22 protein-coding genes are annotated in these 26105 nt (G+C 62.8%); 8 read left to right on the top strand and 14 right to left on the bottom strand.

All coding sequences use genetic code 11. From position 1 onward, the window contains the following. Positions 1-7 precede the first annotated feature (7 nt). The 4 genes from AB0N65_RS12765 to AB0N65_RS12750 form a co-directional block, all read right to left on the bottom strand. Positions 8-865, bottom strand: a complete 858-nt coding sequence (locus AB0N65_RS12765; RefSeq protein WP_364161793.1) for a carbohydrate ABC transporter permease — start codon at positions 863-865, stop codon at positions 8-10. Positions 866-872: 7 nt separating this feature from the next. Continuing rightward, on the bottom strand, positions 873-1874 hold the full coding sequence (locus tag AB0N65_RS12760) for a sugar ABC transporter permease (protein ID WP_364161790.1): 1002 nt from the start codon (positions 1872-1874) through the stop codon (positions 873-875). Positions 1875-1885: 11 nt separating this feature from the next. Continuing rightward, positions 1886-3121, bottom strand: coding sequence for an extracellular solute-binding protein (locus AB0N65_RS12755; protein ID WP_364161788.1), 1236 nt, complete (start codon positions 3119-3121; stop codon positions 1886-1888). Positions 3122-3222: 101 nt separating this feature from the next. Beyond that, complete coding sequence (locus tag AB0N65_RS12750; RefSeq protein WP_364161785.1) at positions 3223-4248, bottom strand: LacI family DNA-binding transcriptional regulator; 1026 nt, start codon at positions 4246-4248, stop codon at positions 3223-3225. 196 nt (positions 4249-4444) lie between these two features. Between AB0N65_RS12750 and AB0N65_RS12745 the strand changes: the two genes are divergently transcribed. From AB0N65_RS12745 to paaZ, 3 genes are all read left to right on the top strand, one after another. Further along, positions 4445-5191, top strand: coding sequence for a tyrosine-protein phosphatase (locus AB0N65_RS12745; protein ID WP_364161782.1), 747 nt, complete (start codon positions 4445-4447; stop codon positions 5189-5191). 29 nt (positions 5192-5220) lie between these two features. Next, entirely contained in the window at positions 5221-6204 is a 984-nt protein-coding gene (locus AB0N65_RS12740; protein ID WP_364161779.1) for a glycosyltransferase family 2 protein, read from the top strand. A gap of 185 nt (positions 6205-6389) precedes the next feature. Further along, complete coding sequence (gene paaZ, locus AB0N65_RS12735) at positions 6390-8489, top strand: phenylacetic acid degradation bifunctional protein PaaZ (RefSeq protein ID WP_364161776.1); 2100 nt, start codon at positions 6390-6392, stop codon at positions 8487-8489. Positions 8490-8578: 89 nt separating this feature from the next. Here the strand turns inward: paaZ and AB0N65_RS12730 are convergent, their stop codons facing one another. The 4 genes from AB0N65_RS12730 to AB0N65_RS12715 form a co-directional block, all read right to left on the bottom strand. Then, positions 8579-9403: a hypothetical protein gene (locus AB0N65_RS12730; RefSeq protein ID WP_364161774.1), complete on the bottom strand. Its 825-nt coding sequence runs from the start codon at positions 9401-9403 to the stop codon at positions 8579-8581. 205 nt (positions 9404-9608) lie between these two features. Further along, on the bottom strand, positions 9609-10211 hold the full coding sequence (locus AB0N65_RS12725) for a TetR/AcrR family transcriptional regulator (RefSeq protein ID WP_364161771.1): 603 nt from the start codon (positions 10209-10211) through the stop codon (positions 9609-9611). Between the two features lie 53 nt (positions 10212-10264). Further along, positions 10265-11602 (bottom strand): phenylacetate--CoA ligase PaaK, encoded by a 1338-nt coding sequence (gene paaK / locus AB0N65_RS12720; protein WP_364161768.1) that lies wholly within the window; start codon positions 11600-11602, stop codon positions 10265-10267. Between the two features lie 9 nt (positions 11603-11611). Continuing rightward, entirely contained in the window at positions 11612-12073 is a 462-nt protein-coding gene (locus AB0N65_RS12715; RefSeq protein ID WP_364161765.1) for a hotdog fold thioesterase, read from the bottom strand. Between the two features lie 156 nt (positions 12074-12229). Here AB0N65_RS12715 and AB0N65_RS12710 point away from each other — a divergent pair, with 156 nt between their 5' ends. Further along, entirely contained in the window at positions 12230-12814 is a 585-nt protein-coding gene (locus AB0N65_RS12710; RefSeq protein WP_364161762.1) for a GNAT family protein, read from the top strand. A gap of 38 nt (positions 12815-12852) precedes the next feature. Here AB0N65_RS12710 and AB0N65_RS12705 read toward each other — a convergent pair whose 3' ends face one another. Further along, positions 12853-14409, bottom strand: coding sequence for an EAL domain-containing protein (locus tag AB0N65_RS12705; protein WP_364161759.1), 1557 nt, complete (start codon positions 14407-14409; stop codon positions 12853-12855). A gap of 2 nt (positions 14410-14411) precedes the next feature. Continuing rightward, positions 14412-15494, bottom strand: coding sequence for a hypothetical protein (locus AB0N65_RS12700; protein WP_364161757.1), 1083 nt, complete (start codon positions 15492-15494; stop codon positions 14412-14414). A 105-nt stretch (positions 15495-15599) separates the two neighbouring features. On the opposite strand from AB0N65_RS12700, the gene AB0N65_RS12695 reads away from it, so the two are divergent. After that, a complete protein-coding gene (locus tag AB0N65_RS12695; RefSeq protein ID WP_364161755.1) occupies positions 15600-15767 on the top strand; it encodes a hypothetical protein in 168 nt (55 codons plus the stop codon). A gap of 146 nt (positions 15768-15913) precedes the next feature. Here the strand turns inward: AB0N65_RS12695 and AB0N65_RS12690 are convergent, their stop codons facing one another. After that, a complete protein-coding gene (locus AB0N65_RS12690; protein ID WP_364161752.1) occupies positions 15914-17551 on the bottom strand; it encodes an ATP-binding protein in 1638 nt (545 codons plus the stop codon). 267 nt (positions 17552-17818) lie between these two features. Between AB0N65_RS12690 and AB0N65_RS12685 the strand changes: the two genes are divergently transcribed. The 3 genes from AB0N65_RS12685 (at position 17819) to AB0N65_RS12675 (ending at position 19350) form a co-directional block, all read left to right on the top strand. Further along, positions 17819-18202 (top strand): STAS/SEC14 domain-containing protein, encoded by a 384-nt coding sequence (locus AB0N65_RS12685; protein ID WP_364161749.1) that lies wholly within the window; start codon positions 17819-17821, stop codon positions 18200-18202. A 19-nt stretch (positions 18203-18221) separates the two neighbouring features. Then, positions 18222-19031, top strand: coding sequence for a class I SAM-dependent methyltransferase (locus AB0N65_RS12680; protein ID WP_364161746.1), 810 nt, complete (start codon positions 18222-18224; stop codon positions 19029-19031). 61 nt (positions 19032-19092) lie between these two features. After that, entirely contained in the window at positions 19093-19350 is a 258-nt protein-coding gene (locus AB0N65_RS12675) for a hypothetical protein (RefSeq protein ID WP_364161743.1), read from the top strand. A 26-nt stretch (positions 19351-19376) separates the two neighbouring features. On the opposite strand, the gene AB0N65_RS12670 is transcribed toward AB0N65_RS12675, so the two are convergent. From AB0N65_RS12670 to AB0N65_RS12660, 3 genes are all read right to left on the bottom strand, one after another. Next, on the bottom strand, positions 19377-21596 hold the full coding sequence (locus AB0N65_RS12670; RefSeq protein WP_364161740.1) for a S9 family peptidase: 2220 nt from the start codon (positions 21594-21596) through the stop codon (positions 19377-19379). A gap of 93 nt (positions 21597-21689) precedes the next feature. After that, the gene (locus tag AB0N65_RS12665) at positions 21690-22619 is read right to left on the bottom strand and encodes a diguanylate cyclase (protein ID WP_364161737.1); all 930 of its coding nucleotides are present in this window, start codon (positions 22617-22619) and stop codon (positions 21690-21692) included. Beyond that, complete coding sequence (locus AB0N65_RS12660; protein WP_364161735.1) at positions 22616-26017, bottom strand: response regulator; 3402 nt, start codon at positions 26015-26017, stop codon at positions 22616-22618. The genes AB0N65_RS12665 and AB0N65_RS12660 overlap by 4 nt, the downstream gene beginning before the upstream one ends. Positions 26018-26105: the final 88 nt, after the last annotated feature.

Genomic DNA, 26105 nt, shown 5'->3' with positions numbered 1-26105 from the left:
TGACGGTCTACTTGACCGCGCCGCCGGTAGTACCTGCGGCGATGTATTTTTGGGCGGCGACCAACAAGACGATGGCCGGGATGGAGGCGAGTACCGCCGTCGCCATCACTGAACTCCAGTCGTTCACATAGGCGCCGATGTACTGGAAAATGCCCAGGGTGACGGGACGGACGGCTTCGGTTGTAGTCAGGGTGAGGGCAAACAGGAAGTCGCTCCACGCGAACAGGAAGGTGAAGAGCCCGGCGGTGATCAAGGAGTTCCGGCTCAGCGGAATCACGATCGACCAGAACGCCCTGATGTGGCCCGCCCCGTCCACCCGTGCTGCCTCGATCACGGACGCGGGCATGCCGTTCATGAAGGCGCGGATGATAAGGATGGCGAACGGGATACCGTGCGCCGAGTCCGCGAGGATCAGGCCGGGGATGGAGTTGAGCAGGCCGAGATCGTTGTAGGCGGTGTAGAGGGCGTTGGCCACTACGATGCCCGGGATCATTTGGCTGATGAGGATGGCAAAAAGGACCACGCCGGCTCCGCGTACTTTGAAGTAGGCCAGCGCGTAGGCCGCAGGCGCTGCTATTGCCAGGCTCAACAGGACGCTGCCGAGGGAGATGACAAGGCTGGTGCCGAGGTTCCCGGCTTGCTCGTTGATGGCTGTGGCGTAGCCGGTGAAGTCCGGTTTCAAGGGCAGCCAGGAGGTTTCCAGCGTGGTGCCGTTGGGCTGCAGGGAGGCGTTGACCATCCAGTACACCGGGAACAGCATGATGGCCAGGAAGAAGACGGCCAACGCGGTGTAGCCCCAGTTCCTTCTTGCCGGAGGCATTATCCGTGCAGGTTGGCGGACGGACTTTTTCAGTACGGTTGTCATGGTGTCCTCACTCGTCCACTGCGCGTCGGCTGGCCCGCAGGTACAGGACCGCGAACACCAGGGAGATGATCACCAGCACGTTGCCCAGGGCCGCGCCTTCGCCGAACTTGAATTCGTGGAAGGAAAGGTCATAGGACTGGGTAGCGATGGTTTGGGTGGAGTTTGCCGGGCCGCCGTTGGTCAGGCCCAGGATGATATCCAATACCTTCAGGGTGTAGACGACGCCCAGCACCAGCACCACGCTCACCACCGGCCGGAGCATCGGCCACGTGATGTGCCGGAACGCTTTCCAGCCAGTGGCGCCATCGAGGGAACCGGCCTCATAGAGTTCGTCCGGGATTTCCTGGAGACCGCCGTAGAGAATGGTCAGGTTGAACGGAATGCCGATCCAGATGTTCACGCCAATTACGGCGATGAGCGCCAGCGAAGTACTGGTCAGCCATGGAACGCCGGTGTCAATGATGCCGAGGTCTCCCAGAAAACGGTTCAACGCTCCGCTGTCCTTGTCCAGGATCCAGCGCCAAACGGCGCTGGAGACGATCAGGGGCAGGAGCCAAGGCAACAGCAACAATGAGCGGAGGATGCCGTTGAGCGGGAATTTGCGCTGGAAGAAGATCGCCAAGGCAAGTCCGATGACGAACTGCCCCACGATGGAGCCAAGCGTGAAGAGCACGGTGTTCAACAGCGAGGTGGAAAACAACGACGACGTCAGTACAGTTGCGTAGTTCGCCACGCCCACCCAGGGGGCTTCTCCAGTGAAGAAGGTGGCGGTGGTGTACTCCTGGAAACTCATGACGATGTTCTTGACCACGGGATAGCCAAAGAACAGGGCCATGTAGACCACAGCGGGAACGAGGAAGAGCCACTGGAAGATGCGCTCGCGGCGTTGGCGGGTACGGCGCCGTGGCCGTGGAGGCTTGTTTCCTCCGTGGTTCGCGGAGCTGCGCTTCCGGGACGTTTTACCCGTGGCAGGCGCCGCCGTTTGCGATAGATCTGTTGTCAATGACATGGGCTTGCTGCTTACTGGCCTTGTGCTTGCTTGAGGGCATCGGCCGGGGAAGCGTTGCCGGTCAGCGATGTCTGGATGGCGGTGTAGATTTTGGTGGCTTGGGCCGGCCATTCCTCGCCGAGTTGGCCGGTGCGGGCACGTGCGGTCTTGATCAGTTCCGTGAAGGTGGCGAGTTTGGGGTTTTCCGTGGCGAACTGGTCCGCGAGCGTGGTCTTGGAAGGGATGGTGTTGCGGGCTTTCGCCATGGCCAACTGGTTCTCGTCGCTGTTGAGGCACGAGACCACCTCAGCGGCCTTGGCCTGACGCGCCTTGTTGCCGGTCTGGGGGACAGTCCACACTTCGCCACCCAAGGGAGCAACGGACGTCTGGCCGGCTTCACGGACCGGAATCTTCACAACGCCGTACTGGAGAGCGGGTTGCTTATCCAGGGCCGGGATCTGCCAGGGACCGTTGACCATCATGGCTGCCTTGCCGGCCATGAACTGGTCCTTCACGTCCGCCTGGGTCCAGTTCAGGGCGGAGGACGATACTGAGCCACTCTTGACCAGGTCGGTCCAGAGCTGCAGGGCCTGCTCGGTCTCCGGGGTGTCGATCTTCTTCTCATCTCCGCCGTTGGACCACATGACCGGGAGGAACTGCCACGTGCCCTCGTACGTGGGGTTCGCGTTGAAGGCCAGCCCATACTGGTCGCCGGCCGTGAGCTTGGCGGCTGCTGCCTTCAGCTCATCCCACGTCGTGGGCGGAGTAACGCCGGCCGCCGAAAGGATGTCCTTGTTGTAGAAGAGAGCAATCGTGTTGACCGTCGGAGCCAGGCCGTAGACCTTGTCCTTATAGGTGCCTGCGCTGAGGACGCCCTGGGCAAAATTGTCCGTGCTGATCTTGAAGTCAGCCAGGGGAGCCAGCGCCCCCGTCGCGGCAATCTGCTGCAGGTCCGGGTTGTCCAGCATGAGCACATCCGGCAGCGTCTTGGAGGAGGACTGCTGCAGCACCTTGGAGATGAGGGATTTGCCGGGGACAGTTTCCCGCTTGATGGTGACGCCTGCCTCGGTCCCGCATCGCGTCAGGGCGTCGCCGATGAAGGACTTGTCCGGCTCGTTATTGTAGTAGTCCATCACCGAGATTTCGGTGACCGCCTCCGACTGGGATGCCGCCGTGGATGTTCCGCAGCCTGAGAGGGCAAGCGGCAAGCCGACGGCTGCGGCTAGGGCGAGGGCGAGAGGGCGGGCTGTCCTTTGTGCTGACTTCATTGTCTGTTCCTTTTGTTCTGGAGTTGGTTATCGATGCGTATCGACGATGCGTATCGATAAATTCGGAAACGGATGTCGTGCAGAGTGCTGTGAAAAGGGGTTTAGCTGCCGTGGGGTGGACGGAGCGTGCTGGCACGGTGCGTAATGACCGTTGGAACCAATTCCAAGGATTCGGTTGGTCCCTGGCTATCGGATTCGAGGAGATCGCAAATAATCTTCACCGCACGGCGGGAGACTTCTGCGGGACGGAGATCGATGGTGGAAAGCGGAACGGGCTGAAGCTCAGCCAAGGTGGGGGAGGCACTGCCAATCACGGAGACGTCCTTGCCGGGAGTGAGGCCTCGGCTGGTCAGTGCGCGTCGAAGAACGTCCTGGACGGTGCCGTCGGGGGCAATAAACGCAGGGACTCCGGTGGTCTGCGCCAAAGCCTTGTCTACCGAATCGGCGATAACCTCACGGTCGCTGCCGCCTGGCAAGTGCAGCACTTTCACGCCCAAGGATTTTGCGGCCTTGTTGGTGCCGGAGATGAAGCGATCAACGTAGTTGACATGCCGGTCCACCACTTCCGGCTGCCAACCGATGACGGAAATAACCGTGTGCCCGGCAGCAGCGAGGTCCTGCACGCATTGCTCTCCGGCCATCTCAAAGTCCGCATCAATGCAGACCAGGCCAGAGGGGTCGTGCGGAATGCCGATCAGCACCACAGGAACGTGGAGGCTCCGCACCACCGGGAGTCGCTCGTCGTCGCCTTCCACCTGCATCAGGATCAGCCCATCGCAGATCTGCTGGCCCACCACTCGCTGCAGGCCCGGCGCGCCCTCGTCTTCGGTGACCAGCAGGATGTCGTGGTCGTAGAGTCGGGCGGTGTTGGCGATCACCGAGACGAATTCCATGATCGATGCCATGTGCAATTCGGGGATGAAGGGGATGACCAGCCCGATGACTCGGGTTTTGCGGCTTGCCAACGCACGGGCTCCGGCGTTGGGCTGATACGTCAACTGCTGGATGGCGTCTTCGACCTTTTTCCGGGTCTTCTCGGAGATGGGGCGCTTCCCGCTGAGGACATAGGAGACTGTGCTTTGCGCGACTCCGGCGGCTTGGGCAACGTCCTTGCTGGTGGGCACCACCAGGCCTCCTTCTGCTCGCTTCTGAACGGTCTGATGATAGGCCTCAGCCCATCATCGATACGTATCGTCGATGCGTATCGAGAAGAAGTATGACATGAGTCACTTCCGCTGCGCAAGACCCTGTATCTTTCGATCGTCCTTGGGTTTCCCGCCGAATCCCCTTCCTCGGAGTCGCCGGTGTGCTTAGCTAACTCCTATGGATGGGACAGATTCAGCGGGTTCGCACCTTCGCGCCAACTGGGACGGCGCCGTTAATGCGTGGCGGATCGCCGGTGACGTATTTCGGATGGGCCGCCACGAATGGGTCACCGAGGCCGGGTGGCAGCAAATGTACGACGACGGCATCCGCACCATTATCGACCTGCGCGCCGCGGGGGAGCGGCGGCAACGCGACACCGATCCGGAGGTTCCGGACGACGTAAAGGCGCGGATCGACGTCGTACATTGCCCGACAGAAGACCCCAACCACGGTGAGTTTGATGAGCTTTTTGGTCCCTATCTCAAGGACCCGGCGCAGTACGGCGACTACGTGAGGCTGTTCGGGGACAAGATTGCGGCGGTTTTCAAAGCGATCGCGGCATCTCCCGGCAAGGTGGTGGTTCATTGCTCGGCGGGGAGGGATCGCAGCGGTGTGATCGCTTTGATGCTGCAGCGGATGGCCGGTGCCAGTGACGAGGAAATCGTGCACGGCTACGAGCTGGCCGCCCGCGGAATCAACGAGCGCCACCGCACGCATGGAGCTCCCCACGCGCACGATCCTTACCTGTCGGACGAGGATCTTGAAGCTATGTTGCTGCGACGCCGGGCCAGTTTGAGGGAGTTCCTGGACGCGCTGGATGTCGTGTCCTTCCTGGTCGCGAACGGGGTCTCGGAAAGCGAGGTTGTGGCGGTTCGCGCAAAGCTCGCTTCCGAACCCGCCCGCGCTGCTAACATGCAGGATTGATCACACTTCCCGAACGGAACGGACGAGCCATGACTGCCGGTGCCCGCGTCACCATTGTGACCCGAACCAAGAACCGCCCGATTTTCCTGGCACGCGCCCTGGACGACATCTTCAGTCAGACCTTCCAGGATTTCGAAGTGGTGATTGTGAACGACGGCGGCAACCCGGCCGACGTCGACCGACTCACCTCCCAGCGGGCGGACTCCGAGCGGAGCCGCATCACCACCCTGCACCATGCTGAATCCGTAGGCATGGAGGCGGCCTCCAATGCTGGAATCAAGGCCGGAGCCGGCGAGTTCATCGTGATCCACGATGACGACGACTTCTGGGCGCCAACCTTCCTGGAGAGCGCGGTCGACTACTTGGAGGACCCTGCGCATTCAGCCGAAAGCGGCGTGATGGTCCGCACAGAGATTGTCATCGAGGAAGTTACGGAGGGCAGGATCGAGCCCGTCCGTCGTGAGATCTTTTGGGCCGACATGCGGCAGATAACCCTGGCCGACATGCTCAAGATCAACCGGGCCGTGCCCATTTCTTTCCTGTACCGCCGGAGCCTGCACGACGCCATCGGCTACTTTGACGAAAACCTGCCTGTGGTGGGCGACTGGGAGTTCCACCTGCGTGTCCTCAGCCACTCCCCTGTAGGTTTCCTGGACGGCGAGCCCTTGGCGTTCTGGTCGCAGCGCCCGGATTCCCAAGGACATGACGGCAACAGCATCTTCGCCCAGGCCTCGGAACACGCCGAATATGACGCCCTGGTTCGCGACAGCCACCTCCGCGATGACCTGGCCAAGGGTGGCTTGGGCGGGCTGCTCTACCTGACCCGCGTTCTTGCCGAGCAGGAGGAGCTCATTCGGGCCCAGCAGCGGCGTCTTGATGAATCAGCCGCCAAGCTGGACCACGTGCTCGAAAGGCTGGATGCTCTTAACGAGACGCTCATTGTGCGTACCAGCGTGGGGGAGTTCTTGAAGAAGCCGATGAAACTTGCGCGTAAGCTGGGCGGCCGCGCCTAACGCTCTCTCACGGTTGGCCGCTGTGGGCCGCACGCTCGCTCGCTCACGCCTGAAAAATTCTGCTGTACTCCGCCGGGCATTCATGTACCCTGTATATATTACCGAACGGCCGGTCAGTAATCCTTGGATTTCAGCAGTAGCCCTGACCGAGCCGATTCCACGTGCCTTGGAAGGACCCGTCGACGATGACCACAACCGCAGTCGCCCCGGAAACCACAGCCGTCGCAACCGTGCCCAGTTACGTTCAGGACGCCTGGTGGACGCCGGCGCCCGACGCCAAAACCGTTCCCGTCAGGGATGCCAGCACCGGAGAAGTCCTGGCCAACGTCAGCACCGACGGCCTGGACCTTGCCGCCGTCGTAAATCACGGACGCACCACAGGCCAAACGGAACTCGGCAAGCTGACCTTCCACCAGCGTGCGCTCAAGCTCAAAGAGCTGGCGATGTACCTCAACGGGCGCCGCGAAGAGTTGTATGCATCGTCATCGCAGTCGGGTGCCACCAAGATCGACAACATGATCGACATCGATGGCGGCATCGGCGTGCTTTTCACTTTCGGCTCCAAGGGCCGCCGCGAACTGCCTAATTCGCAGGTGGTGGTGGACGGGCCCATGGAGGTCCTGTCCAAGGACGGATCGTTCATCGGTGAGCATATCTACACCCGTATTCCCGGCGTGGCCGTGCAGATCAACGCGTTCAACTTCCCGGTGTGGGGCATGCTCGAGAAGTTTGCTCCCGCGTTCCTCGCCGGGGTTCCCACCATCGTCAAGCCGGCCACGCCCACAGGGTATGTCGCGGCCGCCGCGGTGAAGGCCATTGTGGAATCCGGCATCCTCCCGGCAGGTTCCCTGCAGCTGATTTCCGGCTCGGCCCGGACGCTCTTGGATGAGCTCGACTACCGGGACCTCGTCGCCTTCACGGGCTCGGCGTCCACAGCCAACTCGCTGAAGTCGCACTCGAATGTCGTCCAGGGCGGCGTTCGCTTCACCTCTGAAACGGACTCCCTGAACGCCGCGATCCTGGGGCCGGACGCAGTGCCCGGCACCCCGGAGTTCGACGCCTTCGTCAAGGCCGTAGTCACCGAGATGACGGTCAAGGCCGGCCAGAAGTGTACCGCCATTCGGCGAGTTATCGTCCCGCGCGAGCTGACCGCGGAGGTCGCTGCCGCCGTCGGAGCCCGCATCAATGAGCGCGTGGTCCTCGGCGACCCGCGCGCAGAGGGCGTCACCATGGGCGCGCTGGCGTCGCTGGAACAGCTGGCCGATGTCCGGGCTGCTGTTCAGTCAATGCTCGACGCCGGTGGTGAGCTTGCGTACGGATCTCTCGATTCGCCGTCGGTCACCTCCGTTGGCGGCACTGTGGGCGTGGTGGAAGACGGCGCGTTTATGTCGCCGGTGCTGCTGAGCTGGGCAGACGCCGAGGCCGAAGAGGTCCACTCCCTTGAAGCTTTCGGGCCAGTCTCCTCCGTGATCGGCTACTCGGACCTTGCAGACGCTGTTCGCCTTGCTGCCCGCGGCTCGGGCTCCTTGGTTGCCTCCGTATGCACTAACGATCCCGCCGTCGCCCGCGAGTTGGTCACTGGAATCGCTGCCCACCATGGCCGCGTCCACATGCTCAACCGCGAAGATGCACGCTCGTCTACCGGTCACGGCTCACCGGTTCCGCACCTGGTCCATGGTGGGCCGGGTCGTGCAGGTGGTGGCGAGGAACTGGGCGGCATTCGTTCTGTGCTGCACCACATGCAGCGGACCGCCATCCAGGGTTCTCCAAACATGCTTACCGCCGTTACAGGGCAGTGGCACACCGGCGCCGACCGCAACTTCACGGTGGAAACTGAAGGTGTGCACCCGTTCCGGAAGTCGCTGGGAACGCTTCGGATCGGCGACGCTGTCCGCTCCGATCTTCGCCAGGTCACCCTGGATGACATTACGGCCTTCGCCAACTCCACGGGTGACACCTTCTACGCGCACACCAACCAGGAAGCGGCCGAAGCCAACCCGTTCTTCCCGGGTATCGTGGCCCACGGGTACCTGCTCCTGAGTTGGGCTGCCGGCCTGTTTGTGGAACCCGCGCCGGGTCCTGTCCTGGCCAACTACGGGCTGGAGAACCTGCGCTTCATCACGCCAGTTGCGGCTGGCGACTCCATCCGCGTGACGCTGACGGCCAAGAAGATCACACCCCGCGAAACGGACGAGTACGGCGAGGTTGCCTGGGATGCCGCCCTGACCAACCAGAACGATGAGATCGTGGCTACGTACGATGTCCTGACCCTCGTGGAAAAGTAAGCCCAACTGAGTCGCAGATAAGCGCGTTCTGACCGTTCAAAACGCGCTTATCTGCGACTTACATGGCTTTGGCAGGTGCTGCCAGTCGGTTAGTTCGGACTCCCACGAAGCCCTGCCAGTGCTGGGTGGCCCTCCAGCGCGAATCGTCCATGGATAGCGGCGAGAACCATGACGCAGACCGAGGGAATATCCGGTCCATGCAGTCTGAGGGTTTCTGTGTCCGAAAATTCGAGGGCAATGGTCCGTGCAGCCGGTTCCGGATGGCAGGCGCTGACACCACTGAGATAAAAGCTCAACCACCCTTGCGTCGTGCGGCACATTATCCGTTGACTTGTAACAAGCGTTCGTGTGAATTGGTGCTCCCTCCACATCGGCCTCGAGGCGGCAATGGCCGCTTTCCGTGCCATTGCATTGCCGACTGCATTACCGACAGCGTTGCCAACGACGAACGAGGCCCGGCCCACGGCAAGCGCGGAAGTATGTCGATATTGCGCATCGGTTCCGTAGAAGCGGGAATACTCCATTTGCGTGTCGAGGTAGAGGGATTCGTCTGCGTTGAGGACGATTTCCCAGGTGCCGACGGCTGTTGGTATCCCTCCGTTCGCCATAAAGGCAAGCAGATCCGCACCTCGATTCCATCCCTCACTGAAGATACGCTGTGTTTCCAGCGCTCGCTTTTCGGGCTTCGTGAACCAGCCACAGTGTCGGCGAACCATCCCCAAAGCTCGAAAGACTTTAACAATGCTCCAGACTACAAACATGAGGCAGAGGGCTAGCAAGACCAGAATAACCAAGCTTGCCCAAATCGGCTGGTCTCCTTTGATGGACGCACCAAATAAGGCAAGTCCGATGTACGACCCGCACAGTGCCCATAGGGGCCAGAAGAAGCCCAGAATTCTGCCCAGCCTGCTCACTGGTGTCCCCTTCCCTGAATTGTGGCGCACATGTTTAGTGATGCGGCTACCGCTTACGTGATGCGGAGAACCCAGGTTCGGTTTCGGGCACTTCGAGCCTTAGGGGCCAGCTGTCGAGCCATGGTGTTTGGTGAGAGAAGGTTGGGGGTTTGGGGGTCTTTGGTGAGAGACGGTTGGGCCGGGAGGGGTCTTTGGTGAGAGAGCGTTAGGCTGCGGTGTGGAGGCCGTCGAAGGCCATGGTGATCACGTCGTCCGCGAGTTTTTCCGGGGACAGCGAGCCGCCGGGCTTGTACCACTCCACGATCGAGTTGATCGTGCCGAACAGCAAACGCGTGACGGTGCGGGGATCGATGTCCTGGCGCAGGGAGCCGTCCTCGCGTGCGGCCGATATGAGGGCTGCCACCTTGTGGTCGAAAGCGCGGCGGCGTTCCAGGGCGTCGCGCTCGATCTCGGTATTGCCCCGCAGGCGAAGCAGCAGCGTCACGAACGGCAGCCTGTCCACCAGCACGGCAATCGTCTGCCGCAGGACGAACTCAAGCCGCTCATCAGCAGGCCCGGTCAAAGCAGCGGGCTGGTCGAGGATGGCTTCCAGTCCGCCCAAGGCGTGGTCCAGGGCGAGCTTCAGGAGGTCGCCCTTGGACGGCACATGGTGGTAAATGGCTGACTTCGAGATCCCGAGGTTTTCGGCCAGGATGCCCATGGACGTTGCGTCGTAGCCGTGGCGGTTGAAGACGTCGACGGCGATGCGGAGCACCGACTGCTGGTCGTAACCGGGCCGTCCGCGCTTGGTGCTTGTCTCAGTAGGCATGGTGGCATTTTCTCACGATCTGTAGGCGGGCCTCCGTTCAGCGACGCCGCATGTCAGCCCTTGGGGCGCATGTCGTAGATGCGGCGGAGCTTACCGTTGGAACGCTCGAGCGAACCGGGCTCTACGACGTCAACCACGCAAGAGGACCCGACGTGAATCTTGATCTGCTCGCGCAAGGTGCGTGCCGCCGTCGTACCTGCCTCCGCCGGTACCGTTTCCCGCCGCTCGATGCGGACGGTCAACTCATCCATGCGCTTGCCCTCGGGGCGGGTGATTTCCAGCTGGAAGTGCGGGCTGAGTTCGGGGATGCGCAGGGCAATTTCCTCGATCTGGGACGGGAAGAGGTTTACGCCCCGGAGGATGATCATGTCATCGCTGCGGCCGGTGATGCGACCCATGCGGCGGTGCGCCGGGCGCGCTGTGCCGGGGAGCAGGCGCGTGAGGTCCTTGGTGCGGTAGCGGATGATCGGCAGCGCTTCCTTGGTCAGGGACGTAAAGACGAGTTCGCCGGGTTCGCCGTCGCCGAGCACCGTTGAGTGGTCGAACGGGTCGATGATTTCGGGGCGGAAGTGGTCTTCCCAGATGTGGCAGCCGTCCTGCGTCTCGACGGCTTCGCCTGCGACGCCCGGCCCCATGACTTCGGAGAGTCCGTAAATGTCCGACGCCTTGATGTTCATGGTGGTTTCGAGTTCGTGGCGCATCTCTTCGGTCCACGGTTCGGCGCCGAGTACCGCGTATTTGAGCGAGGTGGACGTGGGGTCGATGCCCATGTGCGCCATGGCGTCCGCGATGGTCAGCAGGTACGTGGGCGTGCAGAGGATCGCGTCCGGCTGGAAGTCCTGGATGAGCTGGATCTGGCGTTCGGTTTGGCCGCCGGACATCGGGATGACGGTGCAGCCAAGCGCCTCGGCGCCTGCATGGGCGCCCAGGCCGCCGGTGAACAGGCCATAGCCGTAGGCGTTGTGGACCTTCATGCCCGGGCGGATGCCGGAAGCGCGCAATGAGCGCGCAACAAGGGTGCCCCAATTGGCGAGGTCGTTCTTGGTGTAGCCGACGACGGTCGGGCGGCCGGTGGTGCCGGAGCTCGCATGGATGCGGGCTACCTCGTTCTGGGGGACGGCGAACATGCCGAACGGGTACTCCAGGCGCAGGTCTTCCTTGGTGGTGAAGGGGAACTTGCCAAGGTCGGCGAGTTCGCGCAGGTCCGTGGGGTGTACGCCGGCCTCGTCGAACTTGCGTTTGTAAAGCGGCACGCGGTCGTAGGCGTACGCCACCGTGTGCTGGAGGCGGGTGAGCTGCAGGGCTTCGAGCTCGTCGCGGGACATGGTCTCTTCGCGGTCCAGCACGGGCGCCTCGGATGCGGCGGGCGCGGCGACGGTGTTCTGTGTCATTGTGACTTCCTACTTCTTGGAGATGGTGCGGCTGCGGCCACGGAACTCTGCAATGAGTTCGCCTGGTGCGTCCGGGGAAGGAGTTGCTGAGGCGTCGGCCGCGTAGATCTGGATGTCATAAAGGCCGCTGCGGCCAGTGCTGGCGCGGCGGTTCGCGACGGCGGTGATCACCTGGCCTTGATAGGCCGGCTTGATGAAATTGATGTCGACGCCGGACGCCACCGTGATGTTGGCAGCTTGCTTGGGCGTCGGGTTGGCCGGGTTGCAGGCCAGGGCAAAGGCTGTGTCTGCGAAGGCGAAGATCATTCCGCCGTGGGCCATGCCGAAACCGTTGAGCATCTCTTGCCGGAGGTTCATGCGGATGGTGGCGTGGCCGTCGTCGAGCTTGAGGACCTCGATGCCCATCCATTCGGACGCGTAGTCGTTGGTCAGGATGTGGTGCGTTGCACCGGAGAGGGTTGTTTCAACCATGCGTCATTGCCTCCAGCTTTATTTACCGAATGTTCATTAGGTAATCCCAGATCGAGCCAACTGTCAAGACCGGACAAGCATCCGGGCACGGATCCGGGCATGGATCCGGGCATGGATCGAGGCACGGATTGACGGAGACGCGATAGCCTCAAAGGCATGCCGGAAATTGTGCTCCCGATCCTCACCGAACGACTCATCCTGCGGCGTTTCGAAGCCGAGGACCTGGAGCGTTTCCACGGGTACCAATCGCTTCCCGAAACGGCCCGCTTCCTGCTGCGGCCCGAACTCAGCAAGACCAAGTCCATGGAAGTCCTGGGGCGCTATGCGAACTTCGAGTTCAAGCAGGAGGGGGACTGGGTGTGCTTGGCGATCGAACGGCAGGACAAGCCCGGGCTCATGGGCGAAGTGGTGCTCAAATGGCTGGAAGGCCCGGGCCAGGCGGAAATCGGCTGGATCCTCCATCCCGATGGCCGGGGGCAAGGCATCGCGACCGAGGCAGCGGAAGCCGTCCTGGATCTGGCCTTCGGGCTCCTTGCGTTCCATCGGGTTGACGCGAAGCTCGATTCCCTCAACACAGGCTCAGCGGGAATCTGCCGTCGCATCGGCATGCGCCTTGAAGCATCCTTGGTGGACATCTGGCATTACAAAGGGCAATGGGCAACAGAGGACATCTACGCGATTCTCGACTCCGAATGGCGGGAACGCCGGGCAGCCAACACCCCGGGCCACCGCCCCGACTAGAGGCGCGGCACCAGACCAGGCCGTCCGCCGTCGGGCATTCAGTCCGTAACCGGCCACGCCTTGTGGTGCCTCAACTGCTCCGTGAGCTGCGCCTCCGGCAACGGCCGGCTGAAGTAGTACCCCTGCCCGCTGGTGCAACCGATGCTGAGCAAGTACTCGGCCTGTTCTTCGGTCTCGATGCCCTCCCACACAGCGCCCAGGCCGCAGGCCCGGATGAGCTGCAGCACCGCAGCCAACAGTGCCGGCTGCGCGGGATCGCTGCCGAGCGCGGAGAGCAACGTCCTGTCCACTTTGACGGCGCTGACAGGGAGCCGCCGAAGGTAGTCGATGGAGGAATAGCCCGTGCCGAAATCGTCAATCTCCATCTCCACGCCCAGCCGCTGCAAGCTCAGCAGCGTATAGCGGTCCAGGTCGTTGCCCTGGATGACGGCGCTCTCGGTCAGCTCCAGGACCAACAGCGAAGGATCGAGGTCGGCCGACTTCAGCGCGTCCCGCACGTCCTCCACGAACTCGAGCCTCTGGAGGTCGGCGGCCGAAACATTGATGCGCATGTTGAAGTTGTGGCTCGCCGTGAGCGGGTCGCTGCGCCACCGCTGCAACTGCTCGACGGCGGTGCGGAGCACCCAGCCGCCCAGATCGGAAATCATCCCGGTTTCCTCCGCGATGGGGATGAATTGGTCCGGCATGATCATTCCCCGGGTAGGGTGGTTCCACCGCACCAGTGCTTCCACGCCCTCGATGCCACGAGTGTCCAAGCGGATGATGGGTTGGTAGTAGAGCACCAGTTGGGAACCAGCTATGGCCTCCTTGAGCTCGCCTTCAAGCTGGTTCCGTAGCTGCCTGGCATGAAGCATGGCCGCTTGGAAAACCTTGAGCTTGCCCCTGCCCTCGGCCTTGGATTCGTACATCGCGATGTCCGCTTCCATCATGAGGTCCTGGGCGGTCCGGCCCGGCTCCGCCATGCGCAAACCCATGCTGGCCCCGCACCTGACGTGCTGACCGTCGATCTCCATGACCCCGTCCAGTGCAGCAAGGACCCTGTTGCCGATGGAACTCGCGATCGCGGGGGTCACTTCCTGCAGCAGTATGGCAAACTCATCGCCGCCCATGCGGGCAACCATGTCCTGCTCGCGGACCGCTCCGGTGATGCGTTGGGCCACTGTTTCCAGGACCCTGTCCCCGAAAGCGTGGCCCTGTGAGTCATTGATGCCCTTGAAGCCGTTCATGTCCAGCAGGAGGATGGCCGGGCGCGGGCCTCCGTCTTTGCCGGCTGCTTGCGCCGCGGCGAGGGCGTCCGAGAAAGCCGACCGGTTGTGCAGCCCCGTGAGGGGATCGGTCATCGCCATGTGCTGCATCTCGCGGTGGGCCTCGTGGAGCTGCTGAGTCCGCGCCTCGACCCTTTGTTCAAGCTCGGCGTAGATGATCTGGAGGTCCTCGGCAAGGAGGTTGGTGCCCATGATCACGGCATCAATCTCATCCCGGGCGTCGGAGACTTCGATCCTGGCGTTGAGGTCTCCTGCTGCCAGCCTGACGATGCCATCCAGGAGGAGCGCAAGGCGCGGATCGTTGCCGGAGTATGCGTTTCCTTCGGACATGTTCACCCCCCGTGCGGCCCGCTCCGGTCTTCGGCGTCCCGGTTGTCCGTGGCTTCCTGATCGTCCATAGCATCCCGAAAGTATTCGCGGACGGCAAGGCTTCGTTCCGGAAGTGCTGCCTGGTCAAAGAGCTTGACTGTTTCATCAAAGGTCGCCTGCGCCTCTCCGCGTAGGCCAAGCGCTACGAGCGTACGGGCAAGGAGGAAGTGCGCCTCAGCGGATGTCTGGGTTGCCAGGATGGAGGAGCGTGCACACAGGGGTTCGAGGATGGCCTGAGCTTCCCGCATATCCCCGTTGAGGTAGTTCCAGTGGGCGCGGACCAAGGACATCTCCATATGGTCCCGCTCCGAGCCGCCCACGATGTCCGTGGCGAGTTCGGCCCTTTCGATGCAGCGCAGCGTTGCCGCATCGCTGAGTTTTGCCTGGAGCCGCATCTCGGCCGAGGCGCGGTTGAACCGTGCCCAAAGATCCACGTCCTTGGAAGGAGAGAGTCTTTCCGCGGCGAGGTCATGGTAGAGGCTGCCATCCGAGACGCGGTCTGCAAGGAACGCTACGTTGCCGATCACCCAGTAGCCTTTGCCCGCAGTATCTTCGTCGACATCAGCCAGCAGGTTTTCCAACTCAAGGCACTCGCGCCAGGCGTCGTCCAGCAGGCGGCTTTCGGCCAGCGCTGCGATCAGGGAACGTTGGGCCAGGATTTGCACGTGCAGCAGGTCGGCATCCCGGGCTGCGAGCTTTGCAGCGTCGGATGCCATGGCTGCGGCCTCGGCAAGCCGGCCGAGTCCCTGCAAGGCCACGGCCACCATGGTTCCGGCTTTCGCTCCACGCTCGGGCGAGTCTGCAGTGAGTGGATGGTCGTTGAGTTCGGTGGCGAGCGTGAGGTATTCCTCGATCCGGCCTTGGTCGCGACGGCACTCTGCCTGCAGATAACGCATGTCCCACCAAGCCGCGTCGTCACCCGCGGCGGTTGCGAGTTCTGCCGCCTCGCCTGCCAAACGGAAGGACTCATCAAAGTCCCGCTCTTTCCATTTGGCGCGTGCATTGAGCCCTGCTACAAGATGGGACGCTAGTTGGGGACTCTGCATGTGCCCATTATCCATGTCTTTAGTGAAGAAAAGCTCGTATAGTTTGCCCCGTGGCTTTATTCAAGTCACACGCAACAAATTCGCATCAACGAAAGGGCACAGCGGATGAAAAAATTTGCGGCAACCCTGCTCATGGCAGCAGTCCTGGCAGTAACAGGATTCGCTGCTCCGGCTAATGCCGAGCCTTCGCAGGACAGCACGGCAATCGGCTGGTGGCCGAACAGCACTACCACCAAGACGAACACCACCAGCATTGGTTGGTGGCCGAACTAAATTGGGGGAGCGCCTCTTTAGGCCACATGACGCAAAAACGGTGCCCCGGGCAACAGCCCGGGGCACCGTTTATTTCGTTGTGTGTCGCGCATTAGTGACCGGACCGGTCAGTGCGAGGATACGCATTGACAGTCTTGTCACAAGGCTTAGGGCCCGCCAACGGGGAGTTCAACGGACACAGTAGTTCCGGAACCCAGCGTCGAGTCCAGGTTCAGCCGACCCATATGGCGGCTGACGATATCGTGCGCGATAGCAAGACCCAACCCGCTCCCCGGGACTGCCGCCGAGGTCGCATTGGAGGCGCGGTAAAAGCGGGTGAAGATGTGCGGCAAATCGTGCTCCGGAATGCCGAGTCCCGTATCAGCTACGCGAACAAGGGCCGCACGGCCGCCGTCCTCCCCGGCGGACAGGGCGCTGGTGATACCAACCCTGCCACCTTCGGGAGTGAACTTGATGGCGTTTGCCACGATGTTCGTGAAGACCTGCTCAAGCTTGGCCTCATCGGCAGTGACTTCAATGTCTTCCGACGCTTCGGTGAAGTACACGGAGATGTGCCGGGACTCCGCCAGGGGGCGCAGTGTAGCGACCACCACCTGGAGCAGCTTGTCGAGGTCCACAGGCTTGAGGTCCAGGTTGCTTCCGTCCTGCATGGAGACCGTCAGCATGTCTTCGATGAGCCGGCGCAACCGATCAGAGTTCCTCGCGATGACATCCAGCATTTTGTCGATGCCCTCGGGTACCGGACCACCTGAACCGTCGCGGATCATGTCCAGATAGGCGGTGATCGAGGTAAGGGGTGTCCGAAGCTCATGGTTGACCGTTGCCAGGAAGTCGGTCTTGGCCTTGTCCAGTTGGCGCAGCTGGTGCAGGACCCGTTGCTGGGCACTGATGAGGTGACCTTGGATAAGGCCGTGAGCCACGTTGCCGGCCACGTGCTGCATCAAGGCGATCTCAGGCCGGGTCCAGTCGTGCCGGTTTTCGACGGTGGACAGGAGGATGATGCCCAGCGCGGAGGCTCCTTCGCCCACCGGCAGGAGAACGGATGATACAGGACTGAGCTCGTCCGACCATTCGTGCAGGGCTTTGGTGATTTTGGAGTCAGGTTCAGCCCCGTGGTCCGCCACGGCCAGGACGTCGGCCTCGGTCCACAACCTGTTGGCCACTTCAACGATCGTCGCCTCGCTGTCGCCGAGCTTGGCGGGAAGGTGGGCTGCACCCGGCCGGTTCCACTGGGCCCTGATAGAGGGGACCCTTTCGTCACGGAACGTCGCGAACCATACGTGGTCCATGCCCAGGGCTTCGCCGAAGCCGCGGACCACATGGTCTGCAATGAGTTGCGGATCGTTGGTTTCCCGGATTGCCGAAGAAACGTTGCGCAGGCTTTCGCGGAGGGCTTCGATCTCGCCCCGCGACCGCGAACGCTCCCTTGAGCGGCCGATCAACGTTTCCACGCGATGCACCAGTTCGTCAGCGCGCACGGGGTTGATCACGTAGTCGACGACGCGCCAGGCTTCCACTTCTTCAAGGTCCACGGCTTCGCCGGCGTCGAGCAACAGCAACACCGGCACCCCTGGACTGCGGAGGCCATGGGCCAACGAGTTTTCCAGGACAATCACCTCTGGGGCATGATGCTCCAACTGGACAGCCAGGGACGAGGCGTTCGAGGCGGGGAAGACATCGAAACCTACGGTGCTGAGGGCGGCCGTAATCAAAGCCATTCGTTCCGCGTCGGTATCCGCCACCACTGCGGCGCGGGAAACGTGCTGCCCATCGGCTCCGTTCATACTACTGAGCCCCTTCCGCTACAACGTTCGTCCCACGGTATTTCCAGATTTGGCAACACCCTATCAGCGCAATTGCAGCATGCGGTCACGTCACGCGAAAAGGCTCTTTGTTGCGTCGCGGGCGCGGTTGCGTCGGGCGGATGTGTCGCGCGGGTGGTCACGGGACGTGGGCTGGCCTTTACATTGGCCCGAGGATTAGCCAGCCTTGAGAGTGCCAGTCAGGGGGAGGCCGCCAACCGCCCTCTGTGAGATCCCACGAGGAGCATTGTGAACCAGCCTGCATCACCACACGGTCATCACGAAGTGATGTTCGATCTTGAACTCGAAGATTCGGGCATACTGCGGTTGACGTGGCCGCGGGGCGCGAGGATCACCGAGGCTGACGCCCAGCGGGCCATGGACCGTGTTAATGAGCTCTGCGGCGACGACCGGCATCCGATGATCGTGGACATGGCAACCACCGATGACGTGACACGCGGCGCCCGTTCCGTCTTCGCCAAACCATGCCAGGCCTCCCGGATCGCCTTGTGGGGCTCATCGCCGGTGGACCGGGTCATAGCCAACTTTTTCATCGGCATCATGAAGCCGCCGTGTCCCACGAGGTTCTTCACGGACGAAACAGAAGCCTTGGAGTGGCTGAAAACGGTTTAGGGCCACCTATATTTGGAGCATGCTCTCCGCGTTCAGGAAGTACCTGCTGATTCCCCGCCTCATCAGGCTTTCTTCCGGTGCGCCAAAGGACCCGCAGACGGCGTGGGACCAGTACTGGGGCAACGTACGGTCAACCGGCGCTACGGGCGATGTGTTGTGGGATTCCGGGAGCGCCCATGAACTGGAGGGTTACCTGCCCAAGTTGGCGCACTTGGACCCCTCACTTCCCGTGGTGGATGTCGGATGCGGCAATGGCAGCTTCACGCGGCAGTTGGCCCAGAGGTTCCCGCATGCGTTGGGTTTGGACTATTCAGAGAACGCGGTGGAACGCGCCCGGCAAGAGTCATGTGAAATCCCGACGACGTCGTTCGCCGTCTGCGACATGACGGCACCTGACGCCGCGCAAACCGTAGAGACGGCCCTTGAAGCGGTAGGCATGGCAGGGGACGCCAACGTGTTCATCCGCGGGGTTCTCCACGTCCTCGACCGCAAAGGCCGCTCCGCGCTGGCTGCCAACCTGCTGCCGGTTGTGGGCAAACGCGGGGGCGTCTTCCTGGCCGAGACCAACTTCCGCGGTACGCCCGTGGATTACGTCAGCCACCTCGGCGCGACGCGGCACTACATTCCGGCGCCTCTCGAGTGGGCCATCCGGGGCCTGCCCATGCCGGGGCGCTTCGGTCCCGCGCAGCGCGCCAAGGCCTTCCCGACGACGGATTGGAACCTGCTGGACGAAGGCTCAGCCAGCATCGAAACCCGTCCCCTGAGCAACCCCTCGTCCCCGGACGTCATTCCCGGTTACTACGCAGTCCTCCGGTCCGCCCGTTCCTGACCAGGAGGGGTGTTGGGCGGCCACCGGATGTGAGACATTACGGTCTATGAAAGATCCCGAAATGGATGATCTTCGGTCCCAGGCAGCGCAGGGCAACCAGGATGCCATTGATCAGCTTGTCGAAATGGCCGCCGAGCAAGGTGACCTCGAGGAACTACGCCGCTTCGCCGCACAAGGCAGCACCGATGCCGTCGACTTGCTCATCGAGTCAGCCACGGAACGCGAGGACCTTGAGGAGTTGAAGCGGTTGGCCGATGCGGGGAGCACCACAGCTGCTGAGGTGCTGGCTGAGCTCACGGACGAGGACGGCCAAGGCTGAACCCGGGTTCAGCCGAATCGAACCAGCTACTTCAGCCCGGCGCCCGGCAGCAACTCCGTGGCACCGAGGGAGTCGGCCACAAATGCGTAGTCCCATGCCCGCTCGCGCCACTGAACGTATCGTCCGGACGCGCCCCCGTGCCCGCCGTCCATCTCGATCTTCATGACAATCGGCTCCGAACCCGTGGACGACGACCGCAGCGCCTGTACCCACTTGGCCGGCTCCACATACAGGACCCGTGTGTCGTTGAAAGACGTCACTGCCGCGATCTTCGGGTACGCAACTGAACGCACATTCTCATACGGAGAGTAGGACTTCATGTACGCGTAGGCGTCGGGATCCGTGATCGGGTTGCCCCACTCCTCCCACTCCAACGCAGACAACGGCAGTTCGGGGTCCAGGATGGTGGTGAGTGCATCCACGAACGGCACCTGGGCAACCACGGCTGCGTACTTTTCGGGGGCCATGTTGGCCACGGCACCCATCAGCAAGCCACCCGCTGATCCGCCCATCGCCGCGATCCGGGACGGGTCAACCCAGCCGGAGCCAGCCAGCCAGTCCGTTGCCGCGATGAAGTCGGTAAACGTGTTCTTCTTGGTGAGTTTCTTGCCGTCCTCGTACCACTGGCGTCCCAGCTCCCCGCCGCCGCGGATATGGGCGATGACCATCACGATCCCACGGTCCAGCAGCGACAACCGCGCCACGCCGAACCCCGGATCCATGCTCAACTCATAGGAGCCATAGCCGTACACCAAACCTGCGGCCGTGCCGTCCTGCTGTAGCGAGGCGTGACGCAGCACAGACAGCGGGACCCGGGTGCCGTCGTCGGCGGTCGCCCACTCACGCGTGGCTACATAGTCCGAGGCGGTGTAACCGCCCAGCACCGGACTTTCCTTGCGGAGGAGCAGCTCGCCGCCGGGCACTGAAGCGGTAGGCAGGACGAAGTCGTATACCCGCGACGGAGTGAAATAGGACGTGTAGCCTATGCGGATCACGGGAGCCTCGTAGTCCGAACCGGATACACCGGCCGTGTAAAGCTCCTCGTCAAAGGCAGGCTCCACAGGAGCGGCCTGGTCCGGGGTTCCAAGACCGGCAAGCGGCAGTACCTGGACGCGTTCAATGGTGTCCTTGCGGACCGACAAGACCAGATGCGTGGACGTCACGCCGGCTCCGTTGACGCGCACCTCACTGGAATGCTCGACGACGGTACGCCAGTGCTGCCCGGACAGCGGCTTGGTCAGTTCTTCCGGATCAACCAGGCTCACCATGGAGTTGATGGCGTCCTTGTTGTGGGTCAGCAGGAGGGTTTCGCGACCGTCCAGGAGGAAGGGCTCGGCCTCGTACAGGATGTGTTCGTCGCGGGAAATAACAGTGGTCAGTCCGGCGTCGGAATCGTCGAAGCGCAGCAGGCGCGTTTCGCTGAACTCCGAGCAGCCGATGCTGAGCACGAGGTGACGGCGGTCGGAGGCGAGGTCGAAGCCCAGCCACATGGCGACGTCGTCCTCCTGGTAAAGCACCTCATCCTCGGTGACCGGTGTGCCCAGGACATGAACCTTGACCTGGTATGGGCGCCAGGAATCGTCCACCACGGTGTAGAAGAGGCGGGTGCCGTCGGGGGAGAAGGCCACGCCGTAGAAGATGTTCTCGATGACGTCCGGCAGGAGTTCACCCGTGCGGAGGTCCTTGATGCGCAGGGTGAAGCGTTCGTCCCCTGAGTTGTCCACGGCATACGCATATAGGTTGCCGTCGATGGTCACTGCAGCGCCGCCGACACTGAAGAAGGGCTGGCCCTCGGCCTCCAGATTTCCGTCCAGGAGGACCTGCTCCCCGGCAATGGCCACGCCCGGTTCAACCCGCGGGGGTGTCCAGTCCGCCACGCGATCACCTGTGTCCTGTGCCGGAACCCGGCACTGGATGCTGTATTCCTTGCCCTCCACGGACCGGCTGTAATACCACCAACCGTCCTTGCGGCTGGGCACAGAAAGGTCAGTTTCCTGGGTGCGTCCCTTGATCTCCTGGAACATGGCCTCGCGCAGCGGTTCCTGATGGGCGGTCACGGCTTCCTGATAAGCGTTTTCCGCCTTCAGGTGCTCCACGACCTCATCGGATTCCTTGTCCCTGAGCCATTCGTAGTTGTCCACGAAGACGTCGCCGTGGTGCTCGCGCCGGCTCGGGACGCGTTTGGCAACGGGAGGCTGAATAGACGATTCCATGGCAGCTGCGGGCGCAGAGGACGTGTGGCTCATACGGAAACTCTATAGAGGCCCTCTGACACTGAACCAGCAATTTCGCTCAGAGCGCCGATGACGCCCGGCCCCACGCGGCCCCGCGCCAGCCGCCTAATCCGCCGCCCGCCCCAGCGAACTTGCCAGTGTCACCCTGTTCCTGCCGGACGCCTTGGCTGCATAGAGCGCCAGGTCGGCCTCGCGAAGGAGCTGCTCTGCCCCTGCCCGATGTCCGTCCGTGAACGCAGAGACGCCCGCGCTGATGGTGAGCACCCCGTCGGGGTCGCCGGAGTGCTCGATCTGCAGGGCATGAACAGCCGAGCGGATGCGCTCCAGGACAACCTCGGCGCCGGCCGCCGTCTGCTCCCGGAGAACCAACAGGAACTCCTCGCCACCGAACCTGTAGACGCCATCGGATTGCCGGACCTGGCCTGCCAACGTGGACGCAATGGCCACCAACGCTGCATCCCCCGCCTGATGGCCGTAGATGTCGTTGTAGCTCTTGAAGTTGTCCACATCCACCATGGCCAGGCAGTAATCCTGTGAGTACCGCTGGCTGATGCCGTGCAAGTCACCGAGGTCTTCGGTGAGCTTGAGCCTGTTGTGAAGCTTGGTCAGGGGGTCAGTGCGGGCTTGCTTGGTCAAGGCAGAGCGGTATCGGGCAAGGTCAGCGTGCAGTGACGTGATGCGCTGCGCAGCGAGGAGCCGGATGTGAAGGTTGAACGGGTCGAGGGGTTTGGTGACGTAATCGTCCGCGCCTGCTTCCATGCCGGCCAGGACGTCATCCCGCGAGCCGTGGGAGGTCACCAGAATGACGTACGTGTAGCTGTCTTCCTCCGAGGCCCTGATCGCCCGGCAGAGGGCAAGGCCGTTGAGCCCGGGCATCATCAGGTCCGTCACTACGGCCTCCGGGGCGTGCTCTTGATAGAGCTGCCAGGCCGAGTCGCCGTCCACTGCCACGATGCACTCATGGCCTGACTGCTCGACGGCCGCCTTGGTGATCATCCTGGAGATCTGGTCGTCGTCGGCGATGAGGACTTTCATTGTGCTCCCGATAGTGTGCGCTCGAGTGCCCCATCCACTCGCGCGAGCTCTGTTTGAAGTTGGTTGAACATACGGGTCCCGCCTGCTGCGAAATCCGCACCGGCCTCCAGCCCCAGCCGTTCCAAGTTCTTGCACAGGACGGCGGCACGGTCAGCGCCGATATTTGCCGCCGCGCCCGCCAGCTTGTGGCCGGCCGCAGCCACCGCGTGGGCATCATCGTTGTCGAGTGCGGAGCGGAGGGTTTCCAGGGACCGGCGGGATTCTTCGCGGAAAGCCTCGATCGTCGCGGGCAACAATCCCGGTCCCAGGTCCCGCAGGAGCTGCAGCCGGTTTTGATCCAGCACATCGCCGTCCACCCTGGCCGGGCCCGGCTCTCCGTCAACAAGGTTCGACGCCGGTGCTTCCGCCGGCTCTTGCTCGACGGTCCCCGCCGCAGGGCTGCTTCCGCTGGCGGGCGGCTCCTGTGGAACCCACCTGGCCAGGACCTCCCCGAGCTTGTCCACATCCACCGGCTTGCTGATGTAATCGTCCATGCCGGCGTCGAAGCAGCGCTCGCGGTCCTCGTCCAGCGCGCCGGCGGTCATGGCAATGATGGGTATCCGTGCACGCTGCGCATCCCGGGCACGGATGGTCCGGGTTGCTTCGAAGCCGTCCATCACCGGCATGTGGCAGTCCATGAGCACGGCGGCGTACGTTCCGGAGAGAGTTGCTTCCACGGCTTGCGCGCCATCGACCACGATGTCCACGTCGTAGCCCAGCCTATTTGCCATGCCGCGGGCCACGAGTTGGTTGACCTCGTTGTCCTCGGCCACCAGGAGTTTCCCGAGCCGCAGCGGTGACCGCTCGAAAAGCGGCACGTCCGTGACTCCGGTACGTGCCGCCGTCGTGATTCCACTTGCCTTGTCCACCGTCTTGGTGGACATGAGGCGCAAAAGCCGGTTGTAGAACTCGGAGCTGCGGACCGGTTTGGTGAGGTATTCACGGATGCCGGCCGCGGTGAGATCCGCCCGCTCCACGCCCATGGTGGACGTGAGGAGGATGATGCCCGGTGCGCCGGTGCCGTTGCTCTCCGAGCGGATCCGGCGTGCCAGTTCGAGGCCGTCGGTTTCGGGCATGCACATGTCCACTACGGCGAGTTCGTAGGGATCGCGCGCCGAGGCGGCGGTGCGGAACTCCTCCAGCGCGGAGCGGGCATCGGCGACGGCAACCGGGTGCATGCCCCAGCTGGCAAGTTGGGTTTCGAGCACCAGCCGGTTGGTGGCGTTGTCGTCCACCACCAGGACTTTGCGTCCCGCGAGCGAGGCAGGGATGGTGGCGGTGTCCGAGGGGGCCGGACCAAGAGGCAGGTCAAGGACGAACCAGAACTTGCTGCCCACTCCTACCTCGCTGTCGAGCCCGATTTCCCCGCCCATCACTTGGGTGAGGCGACGGGAAATGGCCAGGCCGAGGCCCGTGCCACCGTAGCGGCGCGTGGTGGAAGCGTCTGCCTGCGCGAACGACTCGAACAGCCGGTGGTGGTCTTCGGCGTTGATGCCGATGCCGGTGTCCCGCACCTCGAACCTCAGTGAAGCCTTATCCGAATCCTGAGCAAGAACGGAGACCTGGATTTCCACTTCGCCCGATGGAGTGAACTTGACCGCGTTGGATGAAAGGTTCAGCAGGATCTGCCTGATGCGCCCCGAGTCACCCATGAGGCGTTCAGGGACGTCCGGGTGGCAGTAGGAGATGAGCTCCAGGTCCTTGCTCTGGGCGCTTTCGGCAACGAGCCCCGCAACCTCATCCACCAGAGCGCGGGGGTCAAAGGCCCTGATGTCCAGGTCAACCTTTCCGGCTTCCAGTTTGGAGAAGTCGAGGATGTCGTTGATAAGCGTCAGGAGGACCTCGCCGGCTCCCTTGACCCCTTGGGCGTACTGGCGTTGGGCTTCGCTGAGTTTGGTGTCCATCAGGAGCGAGGTCAGCCCGATGACGGCGTTGAGCGGCGTCCGGATTTCGTGGCTCATGGTTGCCAGGAACTCGGATTTGAGGCGGCTGGCTTCCAAGGCGGCCTCGCGGGCGGCGAGCAGCTCGGCCTCGGCGGCTTTCCGGCTGGTGATGTCACGCGAAATGGTGGCGACGCCGCGGATGCCCGACTGGCCCCGCACAGGGGACAAGGTCAGCGAGACCGGGATGATGGCACCGTCCGCGCGGAGCCGCTCCGTTTCGTAATTCTGGACTATTGCCGTCTTTGCGGTGGCTTCCAGGTTGGCACGTTCCTTGTCCACCAAGTGCGGCGGAATGAAGAAGTCACCTTTCCTTCCTATTACTTCAGCCGCCGGGTAGCCGTAGATGCGCTCGGCGCCCGGGTTCCAACTGGTGATGACACCGTCCGTGGATTCGCCAACAATGGCATCGCCGGAGGAATTGACGATCGCGCCCAAGCCTTCAAGCTCGGCGGTGCGTTCGGCCACTTTGGACTCGAGCTCGCTGGTCAGCGTCACATTTTCGACGACGATCAGAACCTGCCGCACGATGACGAAGCCGACCACCACCAAGCCGCTCACCAAGAGAACCGGGTCGGTGGCGATCGGACGGCTGCGGCTAAAGAACACAGCGCTGAAGACCGGCAGGTAGGGGAGCAGTTCAAGCATTGCTGCGTAGGCGCGGCCGTCTTTGCGCTCGCTCTCCGATGCCGGAACCAACGGGCTGAATCCGACCAGCAGGAAGGCCAGCACCCAACCCAGCGCCAAAGGGGAACCGGTGACGCCGGCGATGCCTTCAATCGTCAGCCGGACATAGATCATGTCCGTGATGGCAAGTATCCAGAAGCCGACGCCCAGGCAGAGCCAAGGAAGTCGCCGGCCACGGGCCGCCCGCATGGTCAGGACGATCACCACCGAGACCATGAAGACGTCCGCGATGGGGTAGGCCATCTGCGTCGCGAGGGCCAACGGATCTGCATTGGATGCACCGGCCAAGGGACCCAGCAAGGAGCCCCAGACCATGAAGAACATTGCGCTGGCCACAACACCGGCATCCAGGACCGTGCGGCGAATCGAGAAGCGCAGGCCCTGTTCCCTCAACAGCAGGATGAGGCCGATCGAGACCGGGAGGGCATACCAAACAAACCCGACGTCCGCGAAAGACGGAAAAGGGTAGGCGTGGTTGAGCGTGATCCCGTAGAACGTCCAGACGCTCATCCCTGCTGCCCACAACGCCAGGCCGGCCACCACAAACCACCGCCCGGCGGAGTTGTCCTCACGCCGGATTGCGGCCCGGGTATGTGTCACCAGTGCCGTCAGGACAGCTACCAGGAGTGCCATGTCGCCGGCAAACTGCGCGGTGGATGAGCCAAATTCGCTGCCGAGGGCGATGGCCAGAAGGACCGCGCACAGACCGACACCAGTTAAGAAAAGCGGCATGCCCGGCTGCCGCCACGAGCGCACCGGAAGACCCCCGTGCTTCACTCCTGCCACTGAACCCCTGCCTTCAAATGTGGCCCCACCAAAA

This window comes from Paenarthrobacter sp. NPDC089322, assembly GCF_040684895.1.
Taxonomy (GTDB): Bacteria; Actinomycetota; Actinomycetes; order Actinomycetales; family Micrococcaceae; genus Arthrobacter.
This window is presented reverse-complemented; position numbering and strand designations above follow the sequence as displayed.